The following is a 23,665-nucleotide window of genomic DNA, read 5'->3' as shown; positions in this document are numbered from 1 at the left end:
TCTACATCCCGATCCGCGACCACAGCGCGCGTTCCTCGGCCACCTCGGCCACCGCCTCGGCGCCTGCGCGCAGGCCAAAGCGCGACAGCCAGCCGCGCCGCGGACCATAGGGGACCAGCTGCACCTTGTCGCCGTAGATCTGCTTCATCTTGGGCACCAGATGGCCGATACCATCGGCCAGCCCCAGGGCAACGGCCTGTTGCCCGGCCCAGAAGGCGCCCTCGAACAGGTCGGGGGTATCCTTGGCCAGCCGATCGCCCCGGCGCGCGGTCACATGGGCAATAAAGGCCTGATGGATCGGATCCAGAATGCTGCGCAGGCGGGCCAGATCCTCGGGCGTTTCCGCGCGGAACGGGTCGGCGGTGCTTTTCGACCGGCCGGCGGTATGCACCCGCCGCTCGATCCCGTGGCGGGCGATGAAGTCGGGAAAGCCGAAGCTGGCCGAGATCACCCCGATCGAGCCCAGAATGGAACTGTCGTCGGCCCAGATGTCATCGGCGGCACAGGCCAGCCAATAGCCGCCCGAGGCTGCCGCATCCTCGACAAAGGCGTGGACGGGCAGCTTCCTTTCGTCGGCCAGCCGCCGGATCCGCGCCGCGATCAGCGAGGATTGCACCGGAGAGCCGCCGGGCGAGTTGATCACCAGCGCGACCGCGCGCGGCTTGCCCGCCTTGAAGGCGCGCTCCAGCACCGGGGCAAGGGCCGCATCGTTCAGCCCGCCGCCAAAGCGGCCGGCCGCCCCGATGGCGCCAGTCAGACGGACAACAGAGACGCGCGGCGGCGAAGGCAGGAAGGGGATGAGATATTTCATGCTTTCCGATGTAGGCGTCCGCCCCCAGCAGAGCAAGTTCGCCGCGCAAACTGTCGTGGCCCCTGCGCCGCGCAAGGTGGCTGCCGTCGCGGCGGGGGATTTTCCATCCCCCGCACCCCCTGGAGGATATTTGTCTCAAGGCGAAAGGGGCAAAGCGCTTTCACCGGGGCGCGGCAGGCGTTAGGAAGCGGCAAGCATCGGGAGGCGCGCATGAGCTTCAATACCTTCGGCCATCTGTTTCGTGTGACGACCTGGGGTGAAAGCCACGGGCCGGCGCTGGGGTGCACCGTGGACGGCTGCCCGCCTGGAATCGCGCTGAGCGAAGCCGACATTCAGCCCTGGCTGGATCTGCGCAAGCCCGGAACGTCGAAATTCACCACCCAGCGGCGCGAGGAAGATGCGGTGGGCATCCTGTCTGGCGTGTTTCAGGGCCGCACGACCGGCACGCCGATCCAGCTGATGATCGAGAACACCGACCAGCGGTCCAAGGATTATGGCGATATCGCCACCAGCTTTCGGCCCGGCCACGCCGATATTGCCTATCACCAGAAATATGGCCTGCGGGATTATCGCGGGGGCGGGCGGTCCAGTGCGCGCGAGACGGCGGCGCGGGTTGCGGCCGGAGGGGTCGCGCGGGCGGTGCTGGCCGCGTTGGTGCCGGGGCTGCGGATCAGCGGCTACATGGTGCAGATGGGGCCGCGCGCGATCGACCGGGCGCGGTTCGATGGCGCCGAGATCGCGCGCAATCCGTTCTGGTGCCCCGATCCGGTGGCAGCGGCCGATTGGGCCGTCTATCTGGACGAGCTGCGCCTGTCGCACAATTCGGTGGGCGCGGTGATCGAAGTGGTGGCCGAAGGTGTGCCCGCGGGCCTTGGCGCGCCGCTTTATGCCAAGCTGGACAGTGATCTGGCGGCGGCGATGATGTCGATCAATGCGGTGAAGGCGGTCGAGATTGGCGATGGCATGGCCGCCGCCGCGCTGACCGGGGTGGACAACGCCGACGAGATCCGCATGGGCAATGACGGGCCGATCTACCTGTCGAACCATGCGGGGGGCATCCTTGGGGGGATTTCCACCGGCCAGCCGGTCATCTGCCGCTTTGCGGTCAAGCCCACCTCGTCGATCCTGACCCCGCGCCGCACCGTCAACGAGGCCGGGCAAGAGATCGAGCTGATCACCAAGGGACGCCACGACCCTTGCGTCGGCATCCGCGCCGTGCCGGTGGGCGAGGCGATGATGGCCTGCGTCCTGCTTGATCACCTGCTCATGGACAGGGGTCAGACCGGCGGGGCACGCGGCAGGATCGGCTGACCCGCCTGACAAGGGACTTGCGGTGCAAGGCGCGCAGGCGTATCACGCGCCGTCCCCGAGGGTCGGGGGCCAAGTCTCCGCTACCTTGTCAAAACGGATCAGATCCATGCGACTTCTGCCCGGCATCCTTGCCATGGCCGCCACTGTGGTGGCCTCGAACATCCTGGTGCAATTCCTGTTCGGCCAGTGGCTGACCTGGGGCGCCTTCACCTATCCCATCGCCTTCCTGATCACCGACCTGACCAACCGTCTTCATGGCGCCGCAGCTGCGCGCAAGGTCGTGCTGGCCGGCTTTGCCACTGGGCTTGTCTGTTCGGTGATCGGCACGCAGATCATGGGCGACTTCGGCCCGCTGGTCACCTGGCGCATCGCGCTTGGCTCGGGCCTTGCGTTCCTTCTGGCGCAGATGGTCGATGTGGAAATCTTTGATCGCCTGCGGCAGGGCAGCTGGTGGCGCGCGCCGCTGGTGTCTACGCTGATCGGCTCGGCGCTGGATACGGCGGTGTTCTTCTCGGTCGCCTTCTCGACCGGGCTTGCGTTCATCGAACCCGGCAATGACGTGTCCTGGGCGAACGAGGTTCTGCCCCTGCTGGGCGCCGGCCCGATGGCGCCGCTGTGGGTTTCGCTGGCCTTTGCGGACTGGGGGGTGAAACTCGCCCTTGCCTTCATCGCGCTTGTGCCGTTTCGCCTCATTCTTGGGCGTCTGCGCGCAGGGGTAGCGTAATTTCATTTGACAACCACCAGATCTGTGGCAGCCTGAACCCAACGGCAACGCAATGAAAGGAGGTGGTCCAGTGTCGAGAGTGATATTGGAGAGAGGTGTCGGGACAGTCAGGGGGGCCGTGGCCTGAGGGCAACCCCAAGGGTCGTAAACCCTGGCTGGGACGGTTTCGCCAAGCGCCCTAACCGGACCATCTCCGTAGATCTCGGAAAGGGTTGCGCCCAGGCGCAACCCTTTCTCTTTTGCCCCTTCCCATTCGCGCCGCGCACAGGCACAACACGGTCATGCCGCGCCTTCGCCCCCGATACTGGGAAACCGTCCCGCTGGATCGCATGACCCCCGAAGAATGGGAGGCGCTGTGCGATGGCTGCGGCAAGTGCTGCCTGAACAAGCTGGAATTCGAGGATAGCGGCGAGGTCGCCTTTACCCGCGTGGCCTGCCGCCTGCTGGATGGCGAGACCTGCCGCTGCACGCAATATCCGATCCGTCACCAGTTCGTGCCGGAATGCGTGTCGCTGACCCCGGCGCGGCTGCCGGACATCGCCTATTGGCTGCCCCGGACCTGCGCCTATCGGCTGCTGCACGAAGGCAACGCCTTGTTCCCCTGGCATCCGCTGGTGTCCGGCGATCCCGAATCGGTGCATCGTGCCGGGGCCTCGGTGCAGGGCTGGACGGTGCCCGAATACGAGGTGCCGGAAGACGACTGGGAAGATTACATCATCGAGGAGACGCCCTGATGTTCTTTGCCTCGGACAATGGTGCCCCCTGTCCGGCGCCCGTGATTCAGGCCTTGCTGCGCGCCAACGAAGGGCCCGCGATGCCCTATGGCAACGATCCGCTGTCAGCCGAGGTCGCAGGCCAGATCCGCGATGTGCTGGAGGCGCCTCAGGCGGCCGTTTACCTGGTCGCCACAGGCACGGTCGCCAACGCCTTGGCGCTGGCAACGCTGTGCCCGCCCTGGGGCGCGATCTTCTGCCATGACGACGCCCATGTGCAGAACGACGAGTGCGCAGCCCCCGAATTCTACAGTGGCGCCAAGCTGCTGACCGTCGGCGGCGATCATGCCCGCATGGACCCGGCCGCGCTGGATGCCCGCATCCGGGGACAGGGTGTGCGCGTCGTGCATTCCGTCCAGCCCGGCGCAGTCACCATCACCGATGTGACCGAGGCGGGCACGGTCTATGGCCCCGATGAGATCGCGGCCCTGGCCCGTGTCGCGCATTCCCATGGCCTTCCGGTGCATCTGGATGGCGCGCGCTTTGCCAATGCGCTGGCGGCGACCGGCGCCACCCCGGCCGAGCTGACCTGGAAGGCGGGCGTCGATGCGCTGTCCTTTGGCGGCACCAAGGGCGGGCTGATGGGCGCCGAGGCGGTGGTGTTCTTCGACCCGGCCAAGGCCTGGGAATTTGAACTGCGGCGCAAGCGCGGCGGGCATCTGTTCTCGAAACACCGCTACCTTGCGGCGCAGTTCCAGGGCTGGCTGGCCGATGGGCTCTGGCTTGATCTTGCCCGCCACGCCAATGCCATGGCGGCACGGCTGGCCGCAGGGATCACCGGGTTCCCGGGCGCCGCGCTGGTCCACCCGACGCAAGCGAACATCGTCTTTGCAACGCTGCCCAAGGCGGCGCATGACCGGCTCAAGGCCGCAGGCGCGCGCTATTACGACATGGGGCAGGGCCGCGCCCGCCTGGTCACCAGCTGGGCCACCACCGAGGCCGAGGTGGACAGCTTCCTAAGCCTTGCACAGGGCTGACCCACCTTTCGCCTTGATCCAAATATCCTCGGGGGGAGCTGCCGGCCGGTGCCTGCACCGGATGGCAGCCGGGGGGCAGACAGCCCCCCGTCCGGCCTCAGCCGCCTGAAACCGCCGCTTCGGTCTCGTTTACCGGCGCAGGCGCCGCATTGGGTAGCCGCAAGCGCAACCGCTTGATCCGGCGCGGTTCGGCATCGACGACCTCGATCTGCGTGCCGCTTTCATGCGGAACCACCTCGCCGCGGGCAGGCACCCGCCCGGCGCGCAGGTAGACAAGGCCGCCCAACGTGTCGATGTCCTGATCTTCCTCGGACACCCGCAGGCGCTGGCCGATCGCGGCCTCGACCTCGTCCAGCGGGGCCATGGCTTGAATCAGCCAGACCCCCGGCTTTTCCTCGGCCCAAAGCGCGCTTTCCTCGGTATCATGTTCGTCGGAAATGTCGCCCACGACGGTTTCCAGCAGATCCTCGATGGTCACCAGACCGTCGACGCCACCATATTCGTCGATCACCAGCGCCATATGCATCCGTTCGGTCTGCATCTTCTGCAGCAGCACCGTCAGCGGCATCGAGGGCGGGGCATACAGCAGCGGGCGCAGCAGTTTGCGCAGGCTGAACCGGCCATTGTTGCCAAAGCCATAGGTCAGCGCCAAATCTTTTAGCGTCACCACGCCGACCGGATGATCCAGCGATCCCTTGTAGACCGGAAGCCGCGAGAAGCCTTGCTCGCGGAACACCTCGGCCAGCTCGTCGCGGCCAATGGTCACCGGCACAGCCACGATATCGACCTTGGGCACCGCCACATCATCCACGCGAAGACGGCGCAGGTTGCCGATGCCAGGCAGGGCGATCGGGGCTGGCTGGCCGATCATGGGCGGCTGTGCAGGAGCGTGCCTGAAAACTGCCTCGTCGTTCTGCGTTTCAGGCGCCGCCTTGCGAAACAGGCGAGCGAAAAGCCCGACAGAGCGTCTCTGGTCGGGGTCGGCTTCCGGCGCGCCCTGCGCTGCCGTCAAGCCATCGGTGCTACTGCCCATCGGTCCTTTCCGAAAAACCGGCGCCTGCGCGCGCCGGTTTCAATATGGGTTGGCGATACCCAGTCTGGCAAGGGCACGAATCTCGATTCCCTCCATCAGCTCGGCATCTTCATCGGTTTCATGGTCATAGCCCAAGAGGTGCAGCACCCCATGCGCAACCAGGTGGGTGACATGGTCGGCAAACGGCTTGTCCTGCTCGGCCGCTTCGGCCTGACAGACGCCCCAGGCGATGGCGATGTCGCCCAGTTCCTCGGGATCGTCCGAATCGCCCGGCTCCGGCAGGTCGGGCGTGGCGCCCGCCACCTCGGGCGCGCGGTCCTCGGACGGCCAGGACAGCACGTTGGTGGGCTTTGGCTTGCCACGGAAATCGGCGTTCAAGGCAGCGATGCGATCATCATCGCAGCCCATGACGCACATCACGAACCCCTCGCCCGGCAGGCCAAGTTCAGCCAGCACGGCCCCGGCGGCGCGTTCGGCCAAATCCTCAAGCCCCGCGGTTTCCCAGCGGGGCTCTTCGATCACGATATCAACCAGCTTCTCCATCGGCGCGGTCATACGCTTCGATGATGCGGGCCACAAGCGGGTGGCGCACCACGTCCTTGGCATCGAAATAGTTGAAGCTGACGCCCTTGACCCCCTTGAGGATCCGCTCGGCATCGGCCAGCCCCGAATTGACGCCGCGCGGCAGGTCGATCTGGGTGCGATCGCCGGTGATCACCATGCGGCTGCCTTCGCCCAGACGGGTCAGGAACATCTTCATCTGCATGGTGGTGGCGTTCTGCGCCTCGTCCAGCACGACAAAGGCATTCGACAGCGTGCGCCCGCGCATGAAGGCCAGCGGGGCAATTTCGATCCGTTTGTCCAGCAGCAGCTTTTCCACCTGCTTGGCCGGCAGGAAGTCGTTCAGCGCGTCATAAAGCGGCTGCATGTAGGGATCGACCTTTTCCTTCATGTCGCCGGGAAGGAAACCCAGACGCTCGCCTGCCTCGACGGCCGGGCGCGACAGGATGATCTTTTCGACCTGTCCGCCGATCAGCATGGTCACGCCGACCGCGACCGCCAGATAGGTCTTGCCGGTGCCGGCCGGGCCGATGCCAAAGGCCAGCTCGTGCTTGAACAGGTTCGACACATAGGCCTTCTGCGCCTCGGTCCGGGGTTCGACCGGCTTCTTGCGGGTCCGCAGCTCGAATCCGGTGGCGCTGAACATTTCCAGCTGGTCATCGGCCCGAACCGGGGCGGCGATCCCGCCAAGGCCCAACCGCAACGCGCCTTCGATATCGCCGGCGCCAACCGTGCGGCCCTGTTCCAGCCGCGCATACAGCCCTTGCAGCACCGTTGCCGCCTGTGCCCGCGCCGCTACCTCGCCCACCACGGCCAATCGGTTGCCCCGTCGCAGGATATGCACGCCGGTCGCATGTTCGATCTGGGCAAGGTTGCGGTCATATTCGCCGCAAAGCCCGATCAGAAGCCGGTTGTCGGGAAATTCCAGAACCGTCTCGACCGTGTCGTCGGAGCGGGGCGGGGGGGTCAGCGCGCTGATGCCCAAACGTGTCTCCTTGTCATCGTCGGGTTGATCACTCATGGGGTCAGTCTGCGCCTGTGCGAACCGACCGGCAAGGAATCGTTCGGGCGCGCTGCAAGAATGTTTGGCGTTTGCGTATCATTTACGACAGTTCTGCCTGGTTTGCAGACAAAAGGGGCCGCAGCATCGGCTGCGGCCCCCTTGGCTGGTTTGTCGCCCCAGCCCATCACTGCTTGCGCCGGACCACCGGCACATAGTCGCGGATGCCCTGGTTGCCGGACTGATAGTCCTTGACCACGGCGCCGGGCGGGAAATGGCTGTTGCAGACATTGGCCATGCCGGTCGCCGGATCAAAGCGCGGGCTGGCATAGCCCTCGACACCATCGTCGATGATCCAGTTCTGGCACCCGTCGGGGTCATAGGCGATGGCCGCGCGCTGATCGGGCAGCGGCAGCTTGTCGATGCCGCCGTCCGCGCCAACCGCGATCACCGTGTTCGGGTCGCCGTCATACGGCGTGACGCCGCAGGCCGACAGGGCGAGGGCAAGAACGAGGCTGGCGCCTGCAAAGGGTTTCATCATCATCACGGTCACCACCTGTAGCAGACGACTTCGACGCGGCGGTTCTGCTGCATCCCGGCGGCGGTGCCATTGGTCGCACGCGGCCGACGCTCGCCGAACCCTTCCACGCGCTCGACCGAGGCGCCAACCGACTGGGCGACGGCGGCAACCGATTTGGCGCGGCGTTCGGACAGGCGCATGTTGTATTCGTCCGAGGCGCGGCTGTCGGTATGCCCGTAAATGGCATAGCCAAAGGCACCGGCGCTGCGGAAGAACTGTTCCAGACGGGCGCGCCCGCTGGCGGTCAGACGCGCGCTGTCGGTGGCGAACAGCGTATCGGTGTTCTCGACCAGACAGGTGTTCTTTTTCAGGCAGACGGCGCGGCCCGTCTTGGGATCGCGGCGGGGAACCATGTAGCCTTCAAGCCCACCATCGGCCCACCAGTGCATGCAGCCATCGGGGTCGATCCACAGGCCCCAGTCGATGCGACCGGTCTGGGCCGGCTTGTCCGGATTGGCCATGGCCTCGGACCCGGCAGCCAGCCCGCCGGCCAGCACCAAGGCCCCGGCCATCAGCCGCAGCGTTTCGGAAATCCTCCGTCTCACGTCAAATGTCCCCCTTTGGAATTATTGCAGACACATATTCCCCGCCGTCAGGATTGACGCCGAGGGTATCGAAAGTCCAGCGGTTTCTGCGGTTTGCAGGGTTGGGGTTACAATCTGTTGCGGCTCAGGAACCGATTCGCACAGCTGCCAGCGAATTGGGCGCGGCTGCGGTGATGCGCACCCGAACCAGTTCGCCGACCTTGCCGTCGGGGTCGTCGACATGCACCGCGTGCAGGTGATCCGACTTGCCGGACATCTGGCCCGGCAGGCGGCCGGGCTTTTCATAAAGCACGCCGACCTCGCGCCCGACCATGGATTCCTGGCAGGCGCGCTGCTGTTCGGTCAGCAGGGCTTGCAGCCGGTGCAGCCGGTCATCGGCGATCTCGGGGGCGACGGGGGTTTTCTCGGCCGCCGGGGTGCCGGGGCGGGCGGAATACTTGAACGAATAGGCCATGCCATAGCCGACCGCGCGCACCAGATCCATCGTCGCCTCGAAATCGGTATCCGTCTCGCCGGGGAAGCCGACGATGAAATCCGAGGTCAGCACAATATCGGGCCGTGCGGCGCGGATCCGCTCGATCAGGCGCAGATACTGCTCGGCCGTGTGCTTGCGGTTCATCGCCTTGAGGATGCGGTCAGACCCGGACTGCACCGGCAGATGCAGATAGGGCATCAGCGCGGCGCAATCGCCATGGGCGGCGATCAGGTCGTCGTCCATGTCATTGGGGTGGCTGGTAGTATAGCGGATGCGGGCGATCCCTTCGATCCCTGCCATCTCGCGGATCAGCCAGCCAAGTCCGCGCCCTGCGGCATCGCCATGCCAGGCGTTGACGTTCTGGCCCAGCAGGGTGATTTCCCGCACCCCGCGCGCGGCCAGATCGCGGGCCTCGGTCATCAGGCGGTCCACCGGGCGGCTGACCTCGGCCCCGCGGGTATAGGGCACGACACAAAAGGCGCAGAACTTGTCGCAGCCTTCCTGCACGGTCAGAAACGCCGACGGCGCGGACCGGGTGCGCAGTTTCGGCAGATGTTCGAACTTGTCTTCGGGCGGGAAGTCGGTGTCCAGCGCCTTTTCCCCGGCATCCACCCGCGCCAGCATTTCTGGCAGCCGGTGATAGGCCTGCGGGCCGACGACCAGATCCACCAGCGGCATCCGGCGCTGAATCTCGGCCCCCTCGGCCTGGGCGACGCAGCCGGCAACGCCGATCTTCAGGTCCGGCTTTTCCGCCTTGAGCGGTTTCAGGCGGCCCAGATCCGAATAGACCTTTTCCGCCGCCTTTTCGCGGATGTGGCAGGTATTCAGCAGCACCATGTCGGCATCGTCTGCCTTGTCGGTCAGCACATAGCCCTGCGCGCCCAGCGTTTCGGCCATGCGTTCGCTGTCGTAGACGTTCATCTGGCAGCCGTAGGTCTTGATGAACAGCCGTTTGTGCCCGGTCATGGTGGCCCCCGTGGGTTACGGGGGCCGCTTCTACACCCGTGCGCCCTCTGCCGCAACGCTTGCATCCGTGATCGGCCTGCGCGAATCTGGCGGCGCAAGACAGGGGCCAGCACGCATGAAGCACAGTTCGATCAGTGCCTTTCTCGACCGGACGGCGGCGGCGCTGCCCAAGACGCCCGGCGCGCTGGTCTTTGCCGAGGACCGGACCGAGGTGGCCTCGACGCTCGAGCATCTGCTGAAGCTGGGTTTTGGCACCGTGGCGCTGTTCGCGGGCCCCGAGATCCACCTGTCCGAGGCGCTGGAGGCGCGGGTTCACCGCATTCCATGGGACATGCACCGCGACGGCGCGGTGATAACCGCCGTGAACCGTGTGATCGATGCCGCGCCGGGCGCCTGGCTGCATTACTGCTATAATGCCGAATACCTGTTCTTTCCGTTTTGCGAGACGCGGTCCATCGGCGATCTGCTGGCCTTCCATACCGAGGAACGCCGCAGCGCCATGCTCACCTATGTGATTGACCTTTATGCCGGCGATCTTGGCAAGCATCCCGATGCCGTTTCCCCGGCCGAGGCGATGATGGACCGTTCCGGCTATTACGCCTTGGGGCGGCCCGATCCCGCGAACCACAACTACCCCAAGGAGCGGCAGCTGGATTTCTTTGGCGGCCTGCGCTGGCGCTTTGAGGAACATGTGCCGCCCAGCCGCCGCCGCATCGACCGGATCGGCCTGTTTCGCGCGGCCCCCGGTCTGACGTTGCGCGAGGATCACACCTTCAGCGACGAGGAATACAACACCTACGCCTGCCCCTGGCACAACAACCTGACGGCCACGATCTGTTCCTTTCGCACGGCCAAGGCGCTGCGCAGCAATCCCGGCTCGCGGTTCGATATCGACACCTTTCGCTGGCAAAATTCCGTGCCGTTTCAGTGGCACAGCCAGCAGCTGATGGATCTGGGGTTGATGGAACCCGGCCAGTGGTTCTGACCCCTCGCAAAAAAGAACACGCGGCCGAAGCCGCGTGAGTCGGGGAGAGAAGTCAACGGCCCGGATCAGCGGCCGGTCTTGCGCCGGCGCAGCAGGGCGGACAATTCGCCCACCAGCCCGCGCCGGAAGAAGATGATCACCAGCAGCAGAATGGCGCCTTGCGAGATCAGCGCCCATTCGCCGAACTGCGCCAGATGGTCGTTCAGCCAGATGATGACGCCCGCGCCCACCATCGGGCCGGTCAGCGTGCCGATGCCGCCCAGCAGCGTCATCAGGATCACCTCGCCCGAGATGTTCCACGACACATCGGTCAGCGTGGCGAACTGGAACACGGTTGCCTTCAGCCCGCCTGCAACGCCTGCCATGCCGGCCGACAGCGTCAGGGCCAGCAGCTTGAACCGCTCGGGCCGGAAGCCCAGGGATTCCACCCGTGCCTCGTTGTCGCGGATCGCCTTGAGCACCTCGCCAAAGGGCGAATGAACGATGCGCCAGAACAGCCAGATCATCAGCGCCGTCACTCCCAGCACAAAGTAATAGAACACCAGGCTGCCGCTCAGGTCGATCACGCCGAACAGGGCGCTGCGCGGAATGCCCTGCATGCCATCCTCGCCTCCGGTGAAGGGGGCCTGCAGCAGCACGAAATAGACGAACTGCGCGATGGCAAAGGTGATCATGGCGAACTGGATGCCCGAGCGGCGCACCGACACCAGCCCGACCACCAGCCCCATGGCGGCAGCGAACAGACCGCCTGCCAGAATGCCCAGCTCGATCGACAGGCCGGTCGTCTTCAGCAGCCAGCCGGTGACATAGGCGGCGGTTCCGAAGAACATGGCATGGCCAAAGCACAGCAGGCCCGCATAGCCCAGCAGCAGGTTGAACGACGAGGCGAACAGCACAAAGCACAGCACCGTCATCAGAAGCACCGGATAGACAAAGAACGGTGCGGCGATCATCGCGGCGGCCAGCGCCGCCAACAGGACGATACGGGTCATCGGGATTTCTCCGATCCGGCAAACAGGCCGTTGGGGCGGAAGATCAGGGCAAAGATCATCACGACGAACACCACCATGTTCGCCGCCTCGGGGTAGAACACCTTGGTCAACCCTTCGAGGAAGCCCAGCAGATACCCTGTCAGCACCGCCCCGATGATCGAGCCCATGCCGCCGATCACCACCACCGCGAAGATCACGATCATCACGCTAGAGCCCATGGACGGCGAGACCTGATAGACCGGCGCCGCCATCACGCCCGACAGCGCCGCAAGGCCGACACCGAAACCATAGGTCAGCGTCACCATGCGCGGCACGTTGATGCCGAATGCCTCGACCATCTGCGGCCGTTCATTGGCGGCGCGCAGATACGATCCCAGCCGCGTATGTTCGATCAACAGCCAGGTGCCCAGGCACGTCACCAGCGAGAACACCACGACCCACAGCCGATACCAGGGCATGAACATGAACCCAAGGTTCACGCCCCCCGGCAGCGGCGAGGGATAGGGCAGGCCGGTCGATCCGTATTGCTGGCGCACCAGCCCCTCGACGATCAGGGCAACGGAATAGGTCGCCAGCAGGCCATACAGGTGATCAAGGTTCTGCAGCGGTTTGAGCACCAGCTTTTCGGTCACAAGCCCGAATAGCGCCACCACGATGGGCGCCAGGACCAGCGCCCCCCAATAGTTGATGCCCAGGAAGTTCAGCAGCAGCCAGGCGACAAAGGCGCCCAGCATGTACTGCGCCCCATGGGCAAAGTTCACCACGTTCATCAGCCCGAAGATGATTGCCAGCCCCATCGAAAGCATGGCGTAGAACGAGCCGTTGATAAGCCCGATCAGCAACTGGCCGGCAAGCAACTGGATAGAGATGTTGTCAAACATCGTCACACCCCCAGATAGGTTTGAACCCGTGCCATGTCGGCATCGAGTTGGGCAGATGTCAGCACGTCGACCACGCGGCCGTTTTCCACCACGACGTGGCGATCCGCGACCGAACGGGCAAAGCGCAGGTTCTGTTCCACCAGAAGGATGGTGAAGCCCTGCTCCTTGAGCCGCCGGATCAGCGCGCCGATTTCCTTGACGACGACAGGGGCCAGCCCTTCGGAGGGTTCGTCCAGCAGAAGAACGCGCGATCCGGTGCGCAGGATGCGCGCGATGGCCAGCATCTGCTGTTCCCCGCCCGACAGCTTGGTTCCCATGCTGCCCGCCCTGCGGCGCAGGTTGGGGAAGGCATCCAGCAGCGCCTCGTCGCTCATGCCGCCCGGTTGCAGAACGGGGGGCAGCGACAGGTTTTCCTTGACCGACAGGCTGGCAAAGATCGCCCGTTCCTCGGGGCAATAGGCGATGCCGCGGCGGGCGATCTCATAGGTCTTGCGGGCGATCAGTTCTTCGCCCTTGAACCGGATCGACCCTTGCCGCTTGCGCAGCATCCCCATGATGGACCGCAGCGTCGTCGTCTTGCCGGCGCCATTGCGGCCGATCAGCGTCAGCAGCTCGCCTTGGCGCAGGTCAAAGGTCATGCCGTGCAGCGCCTGCGATTCCGCATACCAGGCGCAAAGGTTCTGCACGCTCAGCAGCGGCGCGGTGTCATTCGTCATCGACGCCTCCCATGTAGGCGGTGATCACCTCGGGGTTGGCCGAGACCTCGGCATAGGTGCCTTCGGTCAGCACCTCGCCATGGGTCAGCACGGTGATGCGGTCGCACAGGGTGGATACGACCGACAGGTTGTGTTCCACGATCAGCACGGTGCGCCCCACGGCGGCCTCGCGGATCAGGTCGGTGATCGGCTCGATATCCTCGTGGCCCATGCCGGCCGTCGGCTCGTCCAGCAGCATGACCTTGGGGTCAAGCGCCAGCGTCGTGGCGATTTCCAGCGCGCGCTTCTTGCCATAGGACAGTTCGGCCGCAGTCAGGTTTGCGGCATCTGCCAGCCCGACCTTTTCCAGCAACTCCATCGCGCGTGCGTTCAGCGGCGCGATGGCCGATAGCGAGCGCCAGAACTGCCATTGCGTCGGCTTGCCCGATTGCAGCGCGACCCGCACGTTTTCCAGCACCGTCAGGTGCGGGAACGTGGCCGAGATCTGGAACGATCGCACCAGACCCAGCCGCGCCACTTCCGAGGTGCGCATGTTGGAAATATCGCGCCCGTCATAGACGATGCGGCCTTCGGTCGGCTGCAAGGTCTTGGTCAGCAGGTTGAAACAGGTGGTCTTGCCAGCCCCGTTCGGGCCGATCAGCGCATGGACCGATCCCCGCCTGACGGCGAGGTTCACGTTGTTCACGGCCGCAAAGGCGCCAAAGCGCTTTGTCAGGCCCCTGGCCTCCAGCGCATAATCCGGCGCGGGGCTTATTGTGGTTGCCATATCCCTCCCCTCCCTTGTGGGTGCTCAGCCTGGCAGGCCAAGCACCGCCTTTGCCAGAATGTTGCGCTGAATCTCGTTCGAGCCGCCAAAGATCGCCGGTGCGCGCGCGTCGAGGAACAGGTTCATCGCGTCGATGTCGATGGCGCCTGCGGGCAGGTCGTCGGCAAAGCGCGCCTCCTCGCCGGCGACGTCCAGCATTTCCTCGGTGATGCGCTGGTAAAGCTCGGTGGTGAACAGCTTGAGGACGGACACATCCGCGCTCAGATCGCCGCCCTTGCGCAGCTCGCGGGCAAAGCGTTCAAAGGCCGAGGACAGGTCATACAGATCCAGCCGCAGTTTCGCAAAACGCGACCGGAACGCCGGGTCGTTGAACGCCCCGCGCGCCTCGGCCAGTTTTTCCAGCCGGGCCAGCGCGTAATCTGGCCGCGACGGGGCACCAAGAAAGATGCGCTCGTGCCCCAGAACGGCCTTGGCCAGCGTCCAGCCCTGGTCGATCGCGCCCACCACGTTCTTGACCGGCACGCGCACGTTGTCAAAGAACACCTCGCAGAAATCCGCCTCTTCGCGCAGGTTGGGGATGGGGCGGACGACCACGCCGGGGCTGGTCATGTCGACCAGCAGCACGGTGATGCCGTTCTGCTTTTTCTCGGACTTGGTGGTGCGCACCAGCAGGAAGATCCAGTTGGCGCAATGGGCCAGCGTCGTCCAGATTTTCTGCCCGTTGACGATGAACTCGTCCCCCTCGCGCACCGCCGAGGTGCGCAAGGACGCCAGATCCGATCCCGAGCCGGGTTCGGAATAGCCCTGGCACCAGACATGTTCGCCGGTCAGGATTTTGGGCAGGTAATGGGCCTTTTGCTCCTCGGTGCCGTAGCGCAGCAGCAGGGGGCCGACCAGCCCGATGCCGTGATCGGGGATGCGCGGGCAACCAAGGCGGGCCCATTCCTCGACATAGATGATGTGCTTGGCCGGGTTCAGCCCCATGCCGCCCCATTCCTGGGGCCAGACGGGCGACAGCCAGCCCTTGCGGGCCAGCGCGTGATACCATTCGGCGACTTCGTCGAACAGCGGGCGCTGCTTGCGCATGAAACGCAGGTGCTGCGGGCAGTTCTCATCCACCCAGTCGCGGAAGATGCGCCGGAATTCGTCATCCGGCAGGGCGTTCCAGTCCTGCTGCATCATTCGGTATCCTTGAACACGGGCTTGCGCTTTTCAAGGAAGGCGCGCATCGCCTCTTTGGAATCCTCGTGCTGCGTCATCTCGTTGGTCAGGTTCTGCTCAAAGCGGTAGCCATCGCGCAGCGGCATGTTTTCCACGGTATTGATGGCACGCTTTGCGAGGCCAATCGCCTTGGGGCTTTTCGAGGCGATGTTCAGCGCGATTTCCATCGCCGCGGGCATCAGCTCTTCCAGCGGGACGCAGGCCTCGATGATGCCGCGCCGATAAGCCTCGGCCGCAGGCAGGCGATAGCCGGTCAGGATCATCCGGCGGGCCAGCGAATGCGGGAAGATCTTCATGGTGTGGCGCGCGCCGCCCATCAGGCCGATGTCGATTTCCGGCATGCAGAAGAACGCGTTGTCGGACGCCAGGATGATGTCGGCATTCACGATGGGCGCCATGCCCACGCCAAGCGCGGGCCCATTGACGGCCGCGATCACCGGCTTGTTTGATTCCATGATGCAGTTGCCCACCTCGCGCATCCGGCGCATGTGCCGGGTGCGATCGCCCGGCTTGGCCCCGACTGCGCCGCGCTGCTTGATGTCGGCGCCGGCCGAGAACATCTTCTCGCGCCCGGTGACCAGAATGCAGCGCGCCTCGGGCGTGTCATAAAGCTCGTCAAAGACCTCGATGAACTCTTCGGTAAAGGCCAGCGACCAGGCGTTGACGGGCGGGCTGTCCATCTTGACGATGGCGACCTTGTCCTGGATCGTGACCTTGATCAGTTCGTTGCGCATGGGCAGTCCTCTCAGGCGGCGCGTTCGAGCGCGAGGAAATGAAGACGCAGGGATTCAGGATTGCCCAGCGTCGCGTTCAGGGCGACGGCCCGTTTCATGTAAAGGCCGATGTCGCATTCGTCGGTGAAGCCCATGGCGCCATGCAGCTGGATCGCCTTGCGGGTGACGCTGGTGGCAGCATCGCCCGCCCGCGCCTTGGCAGCCAGCACGGCCAGGGATGCCGCGCGGTCCGGTGCCTCGGCCAGCGCATCGGCCGCGTTCACCACGGCGCAGCAGGCAAATTCCGCCTCGCCCCACATGTCCACCATGCGGTGTTGCAGCGCCTGAAAGCTGGCGATGGGCTTGCCGAACTGCACGCGCTGCTTGGTGTAATCCACGGTGATTTCCAGCGCGCGGCTGGCAAGGCCTGCCAGCTCGGCCGCCAGTGCCAGGCGGGCCAGCTCGACCGCGCGGTCGAACAGGGCCGCGACCCGCTCGCCCCGGGCGATCACGTTGGCGGCAGGGACCAGCGTATCCAGCGTGACGCTGCCCAGTGCTGCGCCATCCACCGTCGGGCGCTGCGCGACCGAGGCGCCGGCGGCCGGAACGCTGACCAGCAGGGGCTCGCCCTTCAGCGCGGCGCGGACCAGGAAATCGCTGGCCGAGGCAGCGGCGCTGACCAGCTGGGCCTTGCCGGTCAGCCGCAGCTGGTCGCCGGTTTGCGTCACCACCATGTCGGCCTCGGTGCCGTCAAGGTCTTGCCAGACCGGGCTGACGATCAGGCTGCCATCCGCCAAGCCCTGGGCCAGCCGGCTGCGTTCGGCCCCGGCGGGGGCATCGGCCAGCAGCGCACCCGACAGCACCGCCAGTTGCACCAGCGGCTCGGAGATCAGGGCGCGGCCCAGCGATTCCGACAGCACCGCCTGTTCGCGGCACCCAAGGCCCGCGCCGCCCAGATCCTCGGGCAACAAAAGGCCGGTCCAGCCGGCCTCGGCCATCGCCGCCCAGACCTCGCGGTCAAGGTCATGGTTCGAGGCGCGGCGCGAACGCAGCCGTTCGGCCCCCGGGAAACGCTCGGCAAAGGCGGCCACGCTGTCGCGCAGCATGGCAAGGGTGCCGTCTTCGTCTTCGAACTGGGTCTGTGGCATGAATGGTCCTTCCGGTGGCTCCGGCGCACGCGCGATCGGGGCGGCGCGTCAGTGGTGATCGGGCAGCACGTAGTCGCGGAACTGGTCGCGCAGCTTGGTCTTCTGGATCTTGCCGGTGGCGGTGTGCGGCAGCTCGTCCACGAATTCGACGGCATCGGGCAGCCACCATTTCGCCACCCGGTGCGACAGGAACTCCAGCACATCGGCGGGATCGGGATCGGCCCCCGGCTTGCGCACCAGCACCAGCAGCGGGCGTTCCTGCCATTTCGGATGCGGCAGCCCGATGACCGCCGCCTCGGCCACGCCGGGAAAGGCGACGGCGGCATTTTCAAGGTCGATCGAGGAAATCCACTCGCCGCCCGACTTGATCACGTCCTTGGCGCGGTCGGTGATCTGGACATAGCCGTCGCTGTCGATCCGGGCGACATCGCCGGTGGTGAACCAGCCCTCGGCATCCACGGCCGGCCCGCCTTCGGCCCGGTAATAGCCCGAGGTGACCCAGGGCCCGCGCACCTGCAGGTTGCCCGAGACCGAGCCGTCTTGCGGCAGCACCGCGCCGTCGTCATCGACCAGCCGCAAGCTGACACCCCAGATGGCGCGGCCTTGCTTGACCTGCACATCGACCTGTTCCGAAACGGGCAGCGCGTCATGCTTGGGCAGCAGGTTGCCGATGGTGCCTAGCGGGCTGGTCTCGCTCATGCCCCAGGCGTGGATGACGAAGATCCCCATATCGCGCATCCGCTCGATGATCGCGCGCGGGGCGGCCGATCCGCCGACCACGATGCGCCGCAGCTTCAGCGCAGTGGCATCAAGACCCGGCGTCTGGTCCATATGCGCGAGGAACCCCAGCCAGACCGTGGGAACCCCCAGCGAGAAGGTGCAGCCCTCGGTCGTGGCCAGATCCCACAGGCTGGCACCGTCCAGCTTTGGCCCCGGCAGCACCAGCTTGGCCCCGCACAGCGCCGAGGCATAGGGCACGCCCCAGGCGTTGACGTGGAACATCGGCACCACCAGCAGCGTTGAATCGCGGCTGGACAGTTGCAGCCCGTCCGACTGACAGGCGATCAGCGAATGCAGGACGGTCGAGCGGTGCGAATACAGCACCCCCTTGGGGTTCCCGGTCGTCCCCGACGTATAGCACAGCGAGGATGCCGTCCGTTCGTCGAACACCGGCCAGTCATAGGCGCCGTCTTCGGCCCCCAGCAGGGTTTCATAGGCCAGACAGCCGGGCAGGTCGGGCAGATGCGCGGCATCGGTCAGGGCGATCAGGGTCTGGACATGGCCAAGTTCGGGCAGCAGGTCCGCGACCAGCCCGGCCTGCGGGATGTCGAAGCACAGAACCTTGGCCTCGGAATGGTTGACGATATAGCCGATCTGTTCGGGATAAAGCCGCGGGTTCACCGTGTGCAGCACGGCCCCCATGCCCGAAACGGCGAAGTAAAGTTCCAGATGCCGATGCGTGTTCCAGGCCAGCGTTGCCACCCGGTCGCCCGGCTTGACCCCCAGCCGGATCAGCGCCTGCGCGATCTTGCGTGCACGAACCGCGAGGCTGGACCAGGTCTCGCGCACCAGAGGTCCTTCGCAGGTGCGGCTGACGATCTCGGTCGCGGAGTGATACTGCTCGGCATGGTCGAGCAGGCTGGAAATGAGCAGGGGGCGATCCTGCATCAGACCGAACATCATGGTATCCTCCCTCGCACGGCCATGCCCTCCCCGGCGGGCCGCGATGAACTAAAGTCTGCGCAGGGGGCGGTTGCTGTCCAGCAAATCTGTATGTGGAAGTTTAGTTTCACATTCATGAGGAATTTGGCGCCCCGGGTCTGCCCGGCCCTTGGGGGCGGATCGGGGGCCGGGGGCGCCGCCATGGTCAGCGGCATGGCATGCAAAGCGTTGAGTCGAGGTTTTCCTGAATTTTCCCAGTGCCTTGCGGGTGGATTTCCCCCGATCTGGCGGGGCGGAAAATGGAAGAAGCATCACAGATGTGAAATTTCGCTTCGGATTGATGTGGCCCTTGATTGCGGGCGGGCTTGACGATCTTCTCGACGGGTGTGCGGGGCCGGCGGCCTTGCTGCAGGAGGAAACCCCAATCTGTCCGGTCCGGCACTGTCTGGCCCGGCGTCTCGCCCGCAGGGTTCGAGGCGTGCCGCGTGATGCCATCCGGCAGCCGGCGCGGCGGCTCGGCTCGTCCGGCGACGGCGAGCGAAAGGAAACGGAACATGGAAATCGGCGCCTTTATCCTGGCCCAGCAGCGCAGCTACGATCAGCCGTCAGAGCAGGTCATCCTGAATTCGATCGAACAGACCCAGGCCTGCGAGGCGGCGGGCTTTGCCTCGGCGTGGTTTGCCGAACATCACTTCAACAACTATTCGCTGGTCCCCTCGCCGCTGCAGATGGTGGCGGCCTGTTCGGGGCGCACCAGCCGCATCCGTCTTGGCACGGCGGTCTGCGTTCTGCCGCTGTATCAGCCGCAGCGCCTGCTGGGCGAGATCGGCTTTGCCGATGTGGTGACGGGCGGGCGGCTGGATCTGGGGGTCGGCTCTGGCTATCAGCAGTTCGAATTCGAGCGGTTCGGCGTCGATGTCGATGATGCGCCCGAGGTGTTCCTTGAACATCTGGAGATCATCGAAAAGGGTCTGAAGCAGACCATTTTCGAACATCACGGCAAGCATATCGACATCCCGCCCACCGCCATTGCGGTGCGCAACGTGCAAAAGCCGCATGTGCCGATCTGGATCGCGGCGGGCAGCCCGCGCAGCATGGGCCGGGCCTATCGGGCCGGGCACAACCTGTTCGTCACGGCCTTGCAGGACGGGCTGGACACCATCCGCAACCTGCGCGGCCAGCTGGAACAATCGGCCGAGGCGGCCGGCAAGCAGGTGACGGACGCCAAGGTGGCCTTCCTGCGCTGCGCCTATGCCAGCGACAACGATGCCGAGATCGAACATTACCTGGATTGCGCCCGTTTTCAGCGCCGCCTGTCCGAGGCCCTGCACAAGCGCCGCCAGCAGATGCCCGATGGCTATCTGCTGACCGAAACCCCGACCGAAAAGGACGTGCCGCTGGACCAGCTGCGCAAGAACCTTCCGGTGGGCAGCGTCAATCAGGTGATCGACCGGATGCTCGAGGAAATCAGCATCCTCAAGCCCGATCAGGTCGCGATCCAGACCCAGCTGGGCAACTTCGATCAGAAGACCATGCTGAAACAGATCGAGCTGTGGGGCGACAAGATCATCCCCGCGCTGCAAAAGGAAACCGGCGCCCGGCTGGTTGCGGCGCAATAAGGCAAGGGTTGCTTCCTGTGGCGGGTCGGCCCCTGGTGGGCGGCCCGCCCTTCTTCAGAACGCCATGGTGGCGGCCACGGCGCGCTGCCAGCGGGCATAAGCCGCCTCGCGCGCCGTAGCGTCCATGGACGGCTCAAATCGACGCTCCAGCGCCCATTGCCGGGCAAAGTCGTCGGGGCCGCCATAAAGGCCGGCGCGGTGACCGGCCAGCCAGGCGGCACCCAGCGCGGTGGTCTCGGTGACGCTGGGCCGGTCCACCGGGGCTCCGATGATGTCGGACAGGAACTGCATGGTCCAGTCGCTGGCCGTCATGCCGCCATCCACCCGCAACACACCCTGCGCTGCTGCGCCCCAGTCGGCCCGCATCGCTTCAAGCAGATCGCGCGTCTGATAGCCGACGCTTTCCAGCGCGGCGCGGCTCAGCTCTGCCGGGCCCGAATTGCGCGTCAGGCCATAGATCGCGCCGCGGCAGTCGGGCCGCCAATAGGGCGCCCCAAGCCCCGTGAAGGCCGGCACCAGCACCACGCCTTGTGCAGGGTCGGCGGCCTGCGCCAGCGCTTGGGATTCGCCGGCCTCGCGGATGATCCGCAGCCCGTCGCGCAGCCATTGCACCACGGCCCCGGCAATGAAGATCGACCCTTCCAGCGCATAGGTGGTCTGCCCGTCCAGCCGATAGGCGATGGTCGTCAGCAAACGGTGCTGCGAGATGACCATCTGCCCGCCGGTGTTCAGCAGCGCGAAACACCCTGTGCCATAGGTCGATTTCATCATGCCTGGCTCAAAGCAGGCCTGCCCGATCGTCGCCGCCTGCTGATCGCCTGCAACGCCGCGGATCGGGATGGGCCGGCCGAACAGGTCGGGCCGGGTGCTGCCGAAATCGTCGGCGCAGTCGCTCACCTCGGGCAGGATGGCCATGGGAATGCGCAGCAGATCACAGATGTCGGCGTCCCAGCGGCCGGCGCCGATGTCATAGAGCATCGTGCGCGCGGCGTTGGTGGCATCGGTCGCGTGGACGGTGCCGCCCGTCAGGTTCCAGATCAGCCAGCTGTCCACGGTGCCAAAGGCCAGCTCGCCCCGCGCCGCCCGTTCGCGCGCGCCGGGAATGGTGTCCAGCAGCCACGCCAGTTTGGTGCCCGAGAAATAGGGGTCCAGCAACAGCCCGGTGCGCGCGGCGATCATCGGCCCGTGCCCGGCCCCCTCCAATGCGGCGCAGGCGTCTGCGGTGCGCCGATCCTGCCAGACGATGGCGTTGTGCAGGGGCTTGCCGGTCGCGCGGTCCCACAGCAGGGTGGTTTCGCGCTGGTTGGTGATGCCGATGGCGGAAATGTCCCCGGCGCTCAGCCCCGCGCGTTCGATCGCGGCCCGGGCCGTTGCCGCAGCGCTGGACCACAGATCCAGCGGGTCATGTTCGACCCAGCCGGGGGCAGGGAAGTGCTGGGCAAATTCCTGCTGCGCTGATGCCACCGGCCGCAAGGCCGCGTCAAACACGATGGCCCGCGTCGAGGTGGTGCCCTGATCTATGGCAAGGATATGCGGCATCGGATCCTCCCTTCCGCTGGGCGCACTGTGACGGCTTGGTCGGCGCGGGTAAACCGGGTCAGGCCTGCTGCATCCACGCATCCAGTGCCGCAATCTGGCCCGGGGTCAGGCGCAGGCCCAGCCGGCTGCGGCGCCAGACCACATCTTCGGCCTTGCGCGCCCATTCGTGCTGCATCTGCCAGCGCACTTCGGCCTCGGTCAGGGTGGCGCCGAAATCGCGGCCCAGATCGGTCATCGCCGCCGCGTCACCCAATATCGCAAAGGTGTCGGTGCCATAATGCCGGATCAGCCGCGCCGCATGATCGGCGCTCAGCCACGGATAGCTTGCCCGCAGCCGCGATGTCAGCGCCGCAACCCCGTCGACCGGAAAATCCCCGCCGGGCAGCGGCACCCGCGCCGTCCAGTCGCCGCCGAGGCCAGGAAACAGCGGCGCCAGCTTCGCCATGGCCGATTCGGCAAGCCGGCGATAGGTGGTGATCTTGCCCCCGAACACGTTCAGCATTGGCGCGCCGTCCGGATGTTCCAGCTGCAGCACATAATCGCGGGTCGCTGCCGTCGCCGAACTGGACCCGTCGTTGTAAAGCGGGCGAACGCCGGAATAGGACCAGATCACATCCTTGGCCGTCACGGGACGGGCCAGATAGTCCGAGACAAAGGCCAGCAGGTAATCGCGCTCGGCCTCGGAACAGCGGGCCTCGGCCGGATCGCCGCTGAAATCCTGATCCGTCGTGCCGATCAGGGTAAAGTCCTGCTCATAAGGAATGGCAAAGACGATGCGCCCGTCGCGGCCTTGCAGGAAATAGCACCGGTCGTGATCGAACAGCCGTTTCGTGACGATATGGCTGCCGCGCACCAGACGGATCCCTGCATGGCTGTCGGCATGGGCCACGTTCTGGATCACCTGCTGAACCCAGGGCCCCGCCGCATTGACCAGAGCGCGCGCCCGAAAGGTCTGTCGCCCGCGGGCGCCCTGAGTCTCGACGTGCCAAAGGCCGTTTTCGGCGCTCGCCCTGGTGACGCGGGTGCCGGTCAGGATGGTGGCCCCGCGCGCTGCGGCATCGCGGGCGTTCAGCACGACAAGGCGCGAATCCTGCACCCAGCAGTCCGAATATTCGAAGGCGCGGGTGAATTCGGGTTTCAGCGCGCGCCCGGCCGGATCGGTGCGCAGATCCAGCCTGCGCGTCGGGGGCAGGATCTTGCGCCCGCCCATCGTGTCATAAAGAAACAGCCCCAGGCGGATCATCCAGTCGGGCCTGCGCCCGCGCATCCAGGGCATCAGACGGGCCAGCAGGCGGCTGGCCGGCGTTTCGGAATCGAATCGCATGCCCGGATGCAGCGGCAGCACGAATCGCATCGGCCAGCTGATATGGGGCATCGCGGCCAGCAGGGTCTCGCGCTCTTCCAGGGCCTCGCGGACCAGGCGGAATTCGAAATATTCCAGATAGCGCAGCCCGCCATGAAACAGCTTGGTCGAGGCCGACGAGGTCGCCTGCGCCAGATCGCCCTGTTCGGCCAGCACGACCGAAAGCCCGCGCCCTGCGGCATCGCGTGCGATGCCACAGCCATTGATGCCGCCGCCGATGACGAACAGGTCCGCCACCCCTGACCCGGTTGCAATCGCCACATCATCCCCCGTTGCTGGCTCTCAGCTAGCAGGCGAGTGTTCG

24 protein-coding genes are annotated in these 23,665 nt (G+C 65.8%); 6 read left to right on the top strand and 18 right to left on the bottom strand.

Annotated features, from left to right (window positions below; genetic code table 11):
* Window position 1: 1 nt before the first annotated feature.
* Window positions 2–811 (bottom strand): S49 family peptidase, encoded by an 810-nt coding sequence (locus tag G481_RS0120480; protein ID WP_028031656.1) that lies wholly within the window; start codon window positions 809–811, stop codon window positions 2–4.
* Between the two features lie 210 nt (window positions 812–1,021).
* On the opposite strand from G481_RS0120480, the gene aroC reads away from it, so the two are divergent.
* The 4 genes from aroC to G481_RS0120460 all read left to right on the top strand — a co-directional run bounded on the left by aroC (window position 1,022) and on the right by G481_RS0120460 (window position 4,596).
* Complete coding sequence (gene aroC / locus G481_RS0120475; protein WP_028031655.1) at window positions 1,022–2,122, top strand: chorismate synthase; 1,101 nt, start codon at window positions 1,022–1,024, stop codon at window positions 2,120–2,122.
* 106 nt (window positions 2,123–2,228) lie between these two features.
* Window positions 2,229–2,846 (top strand): queuosine precursor transporter, encoded by a 618-nt coding sequence (locus G481_RS0120470; protein WP_035026858.1) that lies wholly within the window; start codon window positions 2,229–2,231, stop codon window positions 2,844–2,846.
* Between the two features lie 281 nt (window positions 2,847–3,127).
* Entirely contained in the window at window positions 3,128–3,580 is a 453-nt protein-coding gene (locus tag G481_RS0120465) for a YcgN family cysteine cluster protein (RefSeq protein WP_028031653.1), read from the top strand.
* Entirely contained in the window at window positions 3,580–4,596 is a 1,017-nt protein-coding gene (locus G481_RS0120460; RefSeq protein ID WP_028031652.1) for a threonine aldolase family protein, read from the top strand. Before G481_RS0120465 ends, G481_RS0120460 begins: the two co-directional genes overlap by 1 nt.
* 97 nt (window positions 4,597–4,693) lie before the next feature.
* Here the strand turns inward: G481_RS0120460 and G481_RS0120455 are convergent, their stop codons facing one another.
* From G481_RS0120455 to miaB, 6 genes are all read right to left on the bottom strand, one after another.
* The gene (locus G481_RS0120455) at window positions 4,694–5,629 is read right to left on the bottom strand and encodes a CBS domain-containing protein (RefSeq protein ID WP_028031651.1); all 936 of its coding nucleotides are present in this window, start codon (window positions 5,627–5,629) and stop codon (window positions 4,694–4,696) included.
* Window positions 5,630–5,668: 39 nt separating this feature from the next.
* On the bottom strand, window positions 5,669–6,172 hold the full coding sequence (gene ybeY, locus G481_RS0120450) for an rRNA maturation RNase YbeY (protein WP_028031650.1): 504 nt from the start codon (window positions 6,170–6,172) through the stop codon (window positions 5,669–5,671).
* The gene (locus G481_RS0120445; protein WP_035026856.1) at window positions 6,156–7,211 is read right to left on the bottom strand and encodes a PhoH family protein; all 1,056 of its coding nucleotides are present in this window, start codon (window positions 7,209–7,211) and stop codon (window positions 6,156–6,158) included. The genes ybeY and G481_RS0120445 overlap by 17 nt, the downstream gene beginning before the upstream one ends.
* Before the next feature lie 166 nt (window positions 7,212–7,377).
* Entirely contained in the window at window positions 7,378–7,734 is a 357-nt protein-coding gene (locus G481_RS0120440; RefSeq protein ID WP_245595020.1) for a hypothetical protein, read from the bottom strand.
* Window positions 7,735–7,739: 5 nt separating this feature from the next.
* Window positions 7,740–8,315 carry an OmpA family protein gene (locus tag G481_RS0120435; RefSeq protein WP_028031647.1) on the bottom strand — a complete coding sequence of 192 codons (576 nt, stop codon included), beginning with the start codon at window positions 8,313–8,315 and terminating at the stop codon, window positions 7,740–7,742.
* A 124-nt stretch (window positions 8,316–8,439) separates the two neighbouring features.
* Entirely contained in the window at window positions 8,440–9,756 is a 1,317-nt protein-coding gene (gene miaB / locus G481_RS0120430; RefSeq protein WP_028031646.1) for a tRNA (N6-isopentenyl adenosine(37)-C2)-methylthiotransferase MiaB, read from the bottom strand.
* A gap of 115 nt (window positions 9,757–9,871) precedes the next feature.
* Between miaB and G481_RS0120425 the strand changes: the two genes are divergently transcribed.
* A complete protein-coding gene (locus G481_RS0120425) occupies window positions 9,872–10,741 on the top strand; it encodes a hypothetical protein (RefSeq protein ID WP_028031645.1) in 870 nt (289 codons plus the stop codon).
* A 65-nt stretch (window positions 10,742–10,806) separates the two neighbouring features.
* Here the strand turns inward: G481_RS0120425 and G481_RS0120420 are convergent, their stop codons facing one another.
* The 9 genes from G481_RS0120420 to G481_RS26175 all read right to left on the bottom strand — a co-directional run bounded on the left by G481_RS0120420 (window position 10,807) and on the right by G481_RS26175 (window position 19,396).
* Complete coding sequence (locus tag G481_RS0120420; RefSeq protein WP_051294675.1) at window positions 10,807–11,733, bottom strand: branched-chain amino acid ABC transporter permease; 927 nt, start codon at window positions 11,731–11,733, stop codon at window positions 10,807–10,809.
* On the bottom strand, window positions 11,730–12,614 hold the full coding sequence (locus G481_RS0120415) for a branched-chain amino acid ABC transporter permease (RefSeq protein WP_154664702.1): 885 nt from the start codon (window positions 12,612–12,614) through the stop codon (window positions 11,730–11,732). The genes G481_RS0120420 and G481_RS0120415 overlap by 4 nt, the downstream gene beginning before the upstream one ends.
* Before the next feature lie 2 nt (window positions 12,615–12,616).
* Window positions 12,617–13,330, bottom strand: a complete 714-nt coding sequence (locus tag G481_RS0120410; RefSeq protein WP_028031642.1) for an ABC transporter ATP-binding protein — start codon at window positions 13,328–13,330, stop codon at window positions 12,617–12,619.
* Entirely contained in the window at window positions 13,320–14,096 is a 777-nt protein-coding gene (locus G481_RS0120405) for an ABC transporter ATP-binding protein (protein WP_035026852.1), read from the bottom strand. Before G481_RS0120405 ends, G481_RS0120410 begins: the two co-directional genes overlap by 11 nt.
* A gap of 24 nt (window positions 14,097–14,120) precedes the next feature.
* Window positions 14,121–15,278 (bottom strand): acyl-CoA dehydrogenase family protein, encoded by a 1,158-nt coding sequence (locus G481_RS0120400; protein WP_245595019.1) that lies wholly within the window; start codon window positions 15,276–15,278, stop codon window positions 14,121–14,123.
* On the bottom strand, window positions 15,275–16,051 hold the full coding sequence (locus G481_RS0120395) for an enoyl-CoA hydratase/isomerase family protein (protein WP_028031639.1): 777 nt from the start codon (window positions 16,049–16,051) through the stop codon (window positions 15,275–15,277). The genes G481_RS0120400 and G481_RS0120395 overlap by 4 nt, the downstream gene beginning before the upstream one ends.
* An 11-nt stretch (window positions 16,052–16,062) precedes the next feature.
* Window positions 16,063–17,178, bottom strand: a complete 1,116-nt coding sequence (locus G481_RS0120390; protein WP_028031638.1) for an acyl-CoA dehydrogenase family protein — start codon at window positions 17,176–17,178, stop codon at window positions 16,063–16,065.
* A gap of 48 nt (window positions 17,179–17,226) precedes the next feature.
* The gene (locus tag G481_RS0120385) at window positions 17,227–18,861 is read right to left on the bottom strand and encodes a long-chain-fatty-acid--CoA ligase (protein ID WP_342666610.1); all 1,635 of its coding nucleotides are present in this window, start codon (window positions 18,859–18,861) and stop codon (window positions 17,227–17,229) included.
* Window positions 18,862–19,045: 184 nt separating this feature from the next.
* Window positions 19,046–19,396: a hypothetical protein gene (locus G481_RS26175; protein WP_154664701.1), complete on the bottom strand. Its 351-nt coding sequence runs from the start codon at window positions 19,394–19,396 to the stop codon at window positions 19,046–19,048.
* Between G481_RS26175 and G481_RS0120380 the strand changes: the two genes are divergently transcribed.
* On the top strand, window positions 19,395–20,459 hold the full coding sequence (locus tag G481_RS0120380) for an LLM class flavin-dependent oxidoreductase (RefSeq protein WP_028031636.1): 1,065 nt from the start codon (window positions 19,395–19,397) through the stop codon (window positions 20,457–20,459). The two genes, G481_RS26175 and G481_RS0120380, sit on opposite strands and share 2 nt — an antisense overlap.
* 54 nt (window positions 20,460–20,513) lie before the next feature.
* On the opposite strand, the gene glpK is transcribed toward G481_RS0120380, so the two are convergent.
* Window positions 20,514–21,998 carry a glycerol kinase GlpK gene (gene glpK, locus G481_RS0120375; RefSeq protein WP_028031635.1) on the bottom strand — a complete coding sequence of 495 codons (1,485 nt, stop codon included), beginning with the start codon at window positions 21,996–21,998 and terminating at the stop codon, window positions 20,514–20,516.
* Window positions 21,999–22,056: 58 nt separating this feature from the next.
* Window positions 22,057–23,622, bottom strand: a complete 1,566-nt coding sequence (gene glpD, locus G481_RS0120370; RefSeq protein WP_425402485.1) for a glycerol-3-phosphate dehydrogenase — start codon at window positions 23,620–23,622, stop codon at window positions 22,057–22,059.
* Window positions 23,623–23,665: the final 43 nt, after the last annotated feature.

The organism is Gemmobacter nectariphilus DSM 15620, assembly GCF_000429765.1.
GTDB lineage: Bacteria > Pseudomonadota > Alphaproteobacteria > Rhodobacterales > Rhodobacteraceae > Wagnerdoeblera > Wagnerdoeblera nectariphila.
This window is presented reverse-complemented; position numbering and strand designations above follow the sequence as displayed.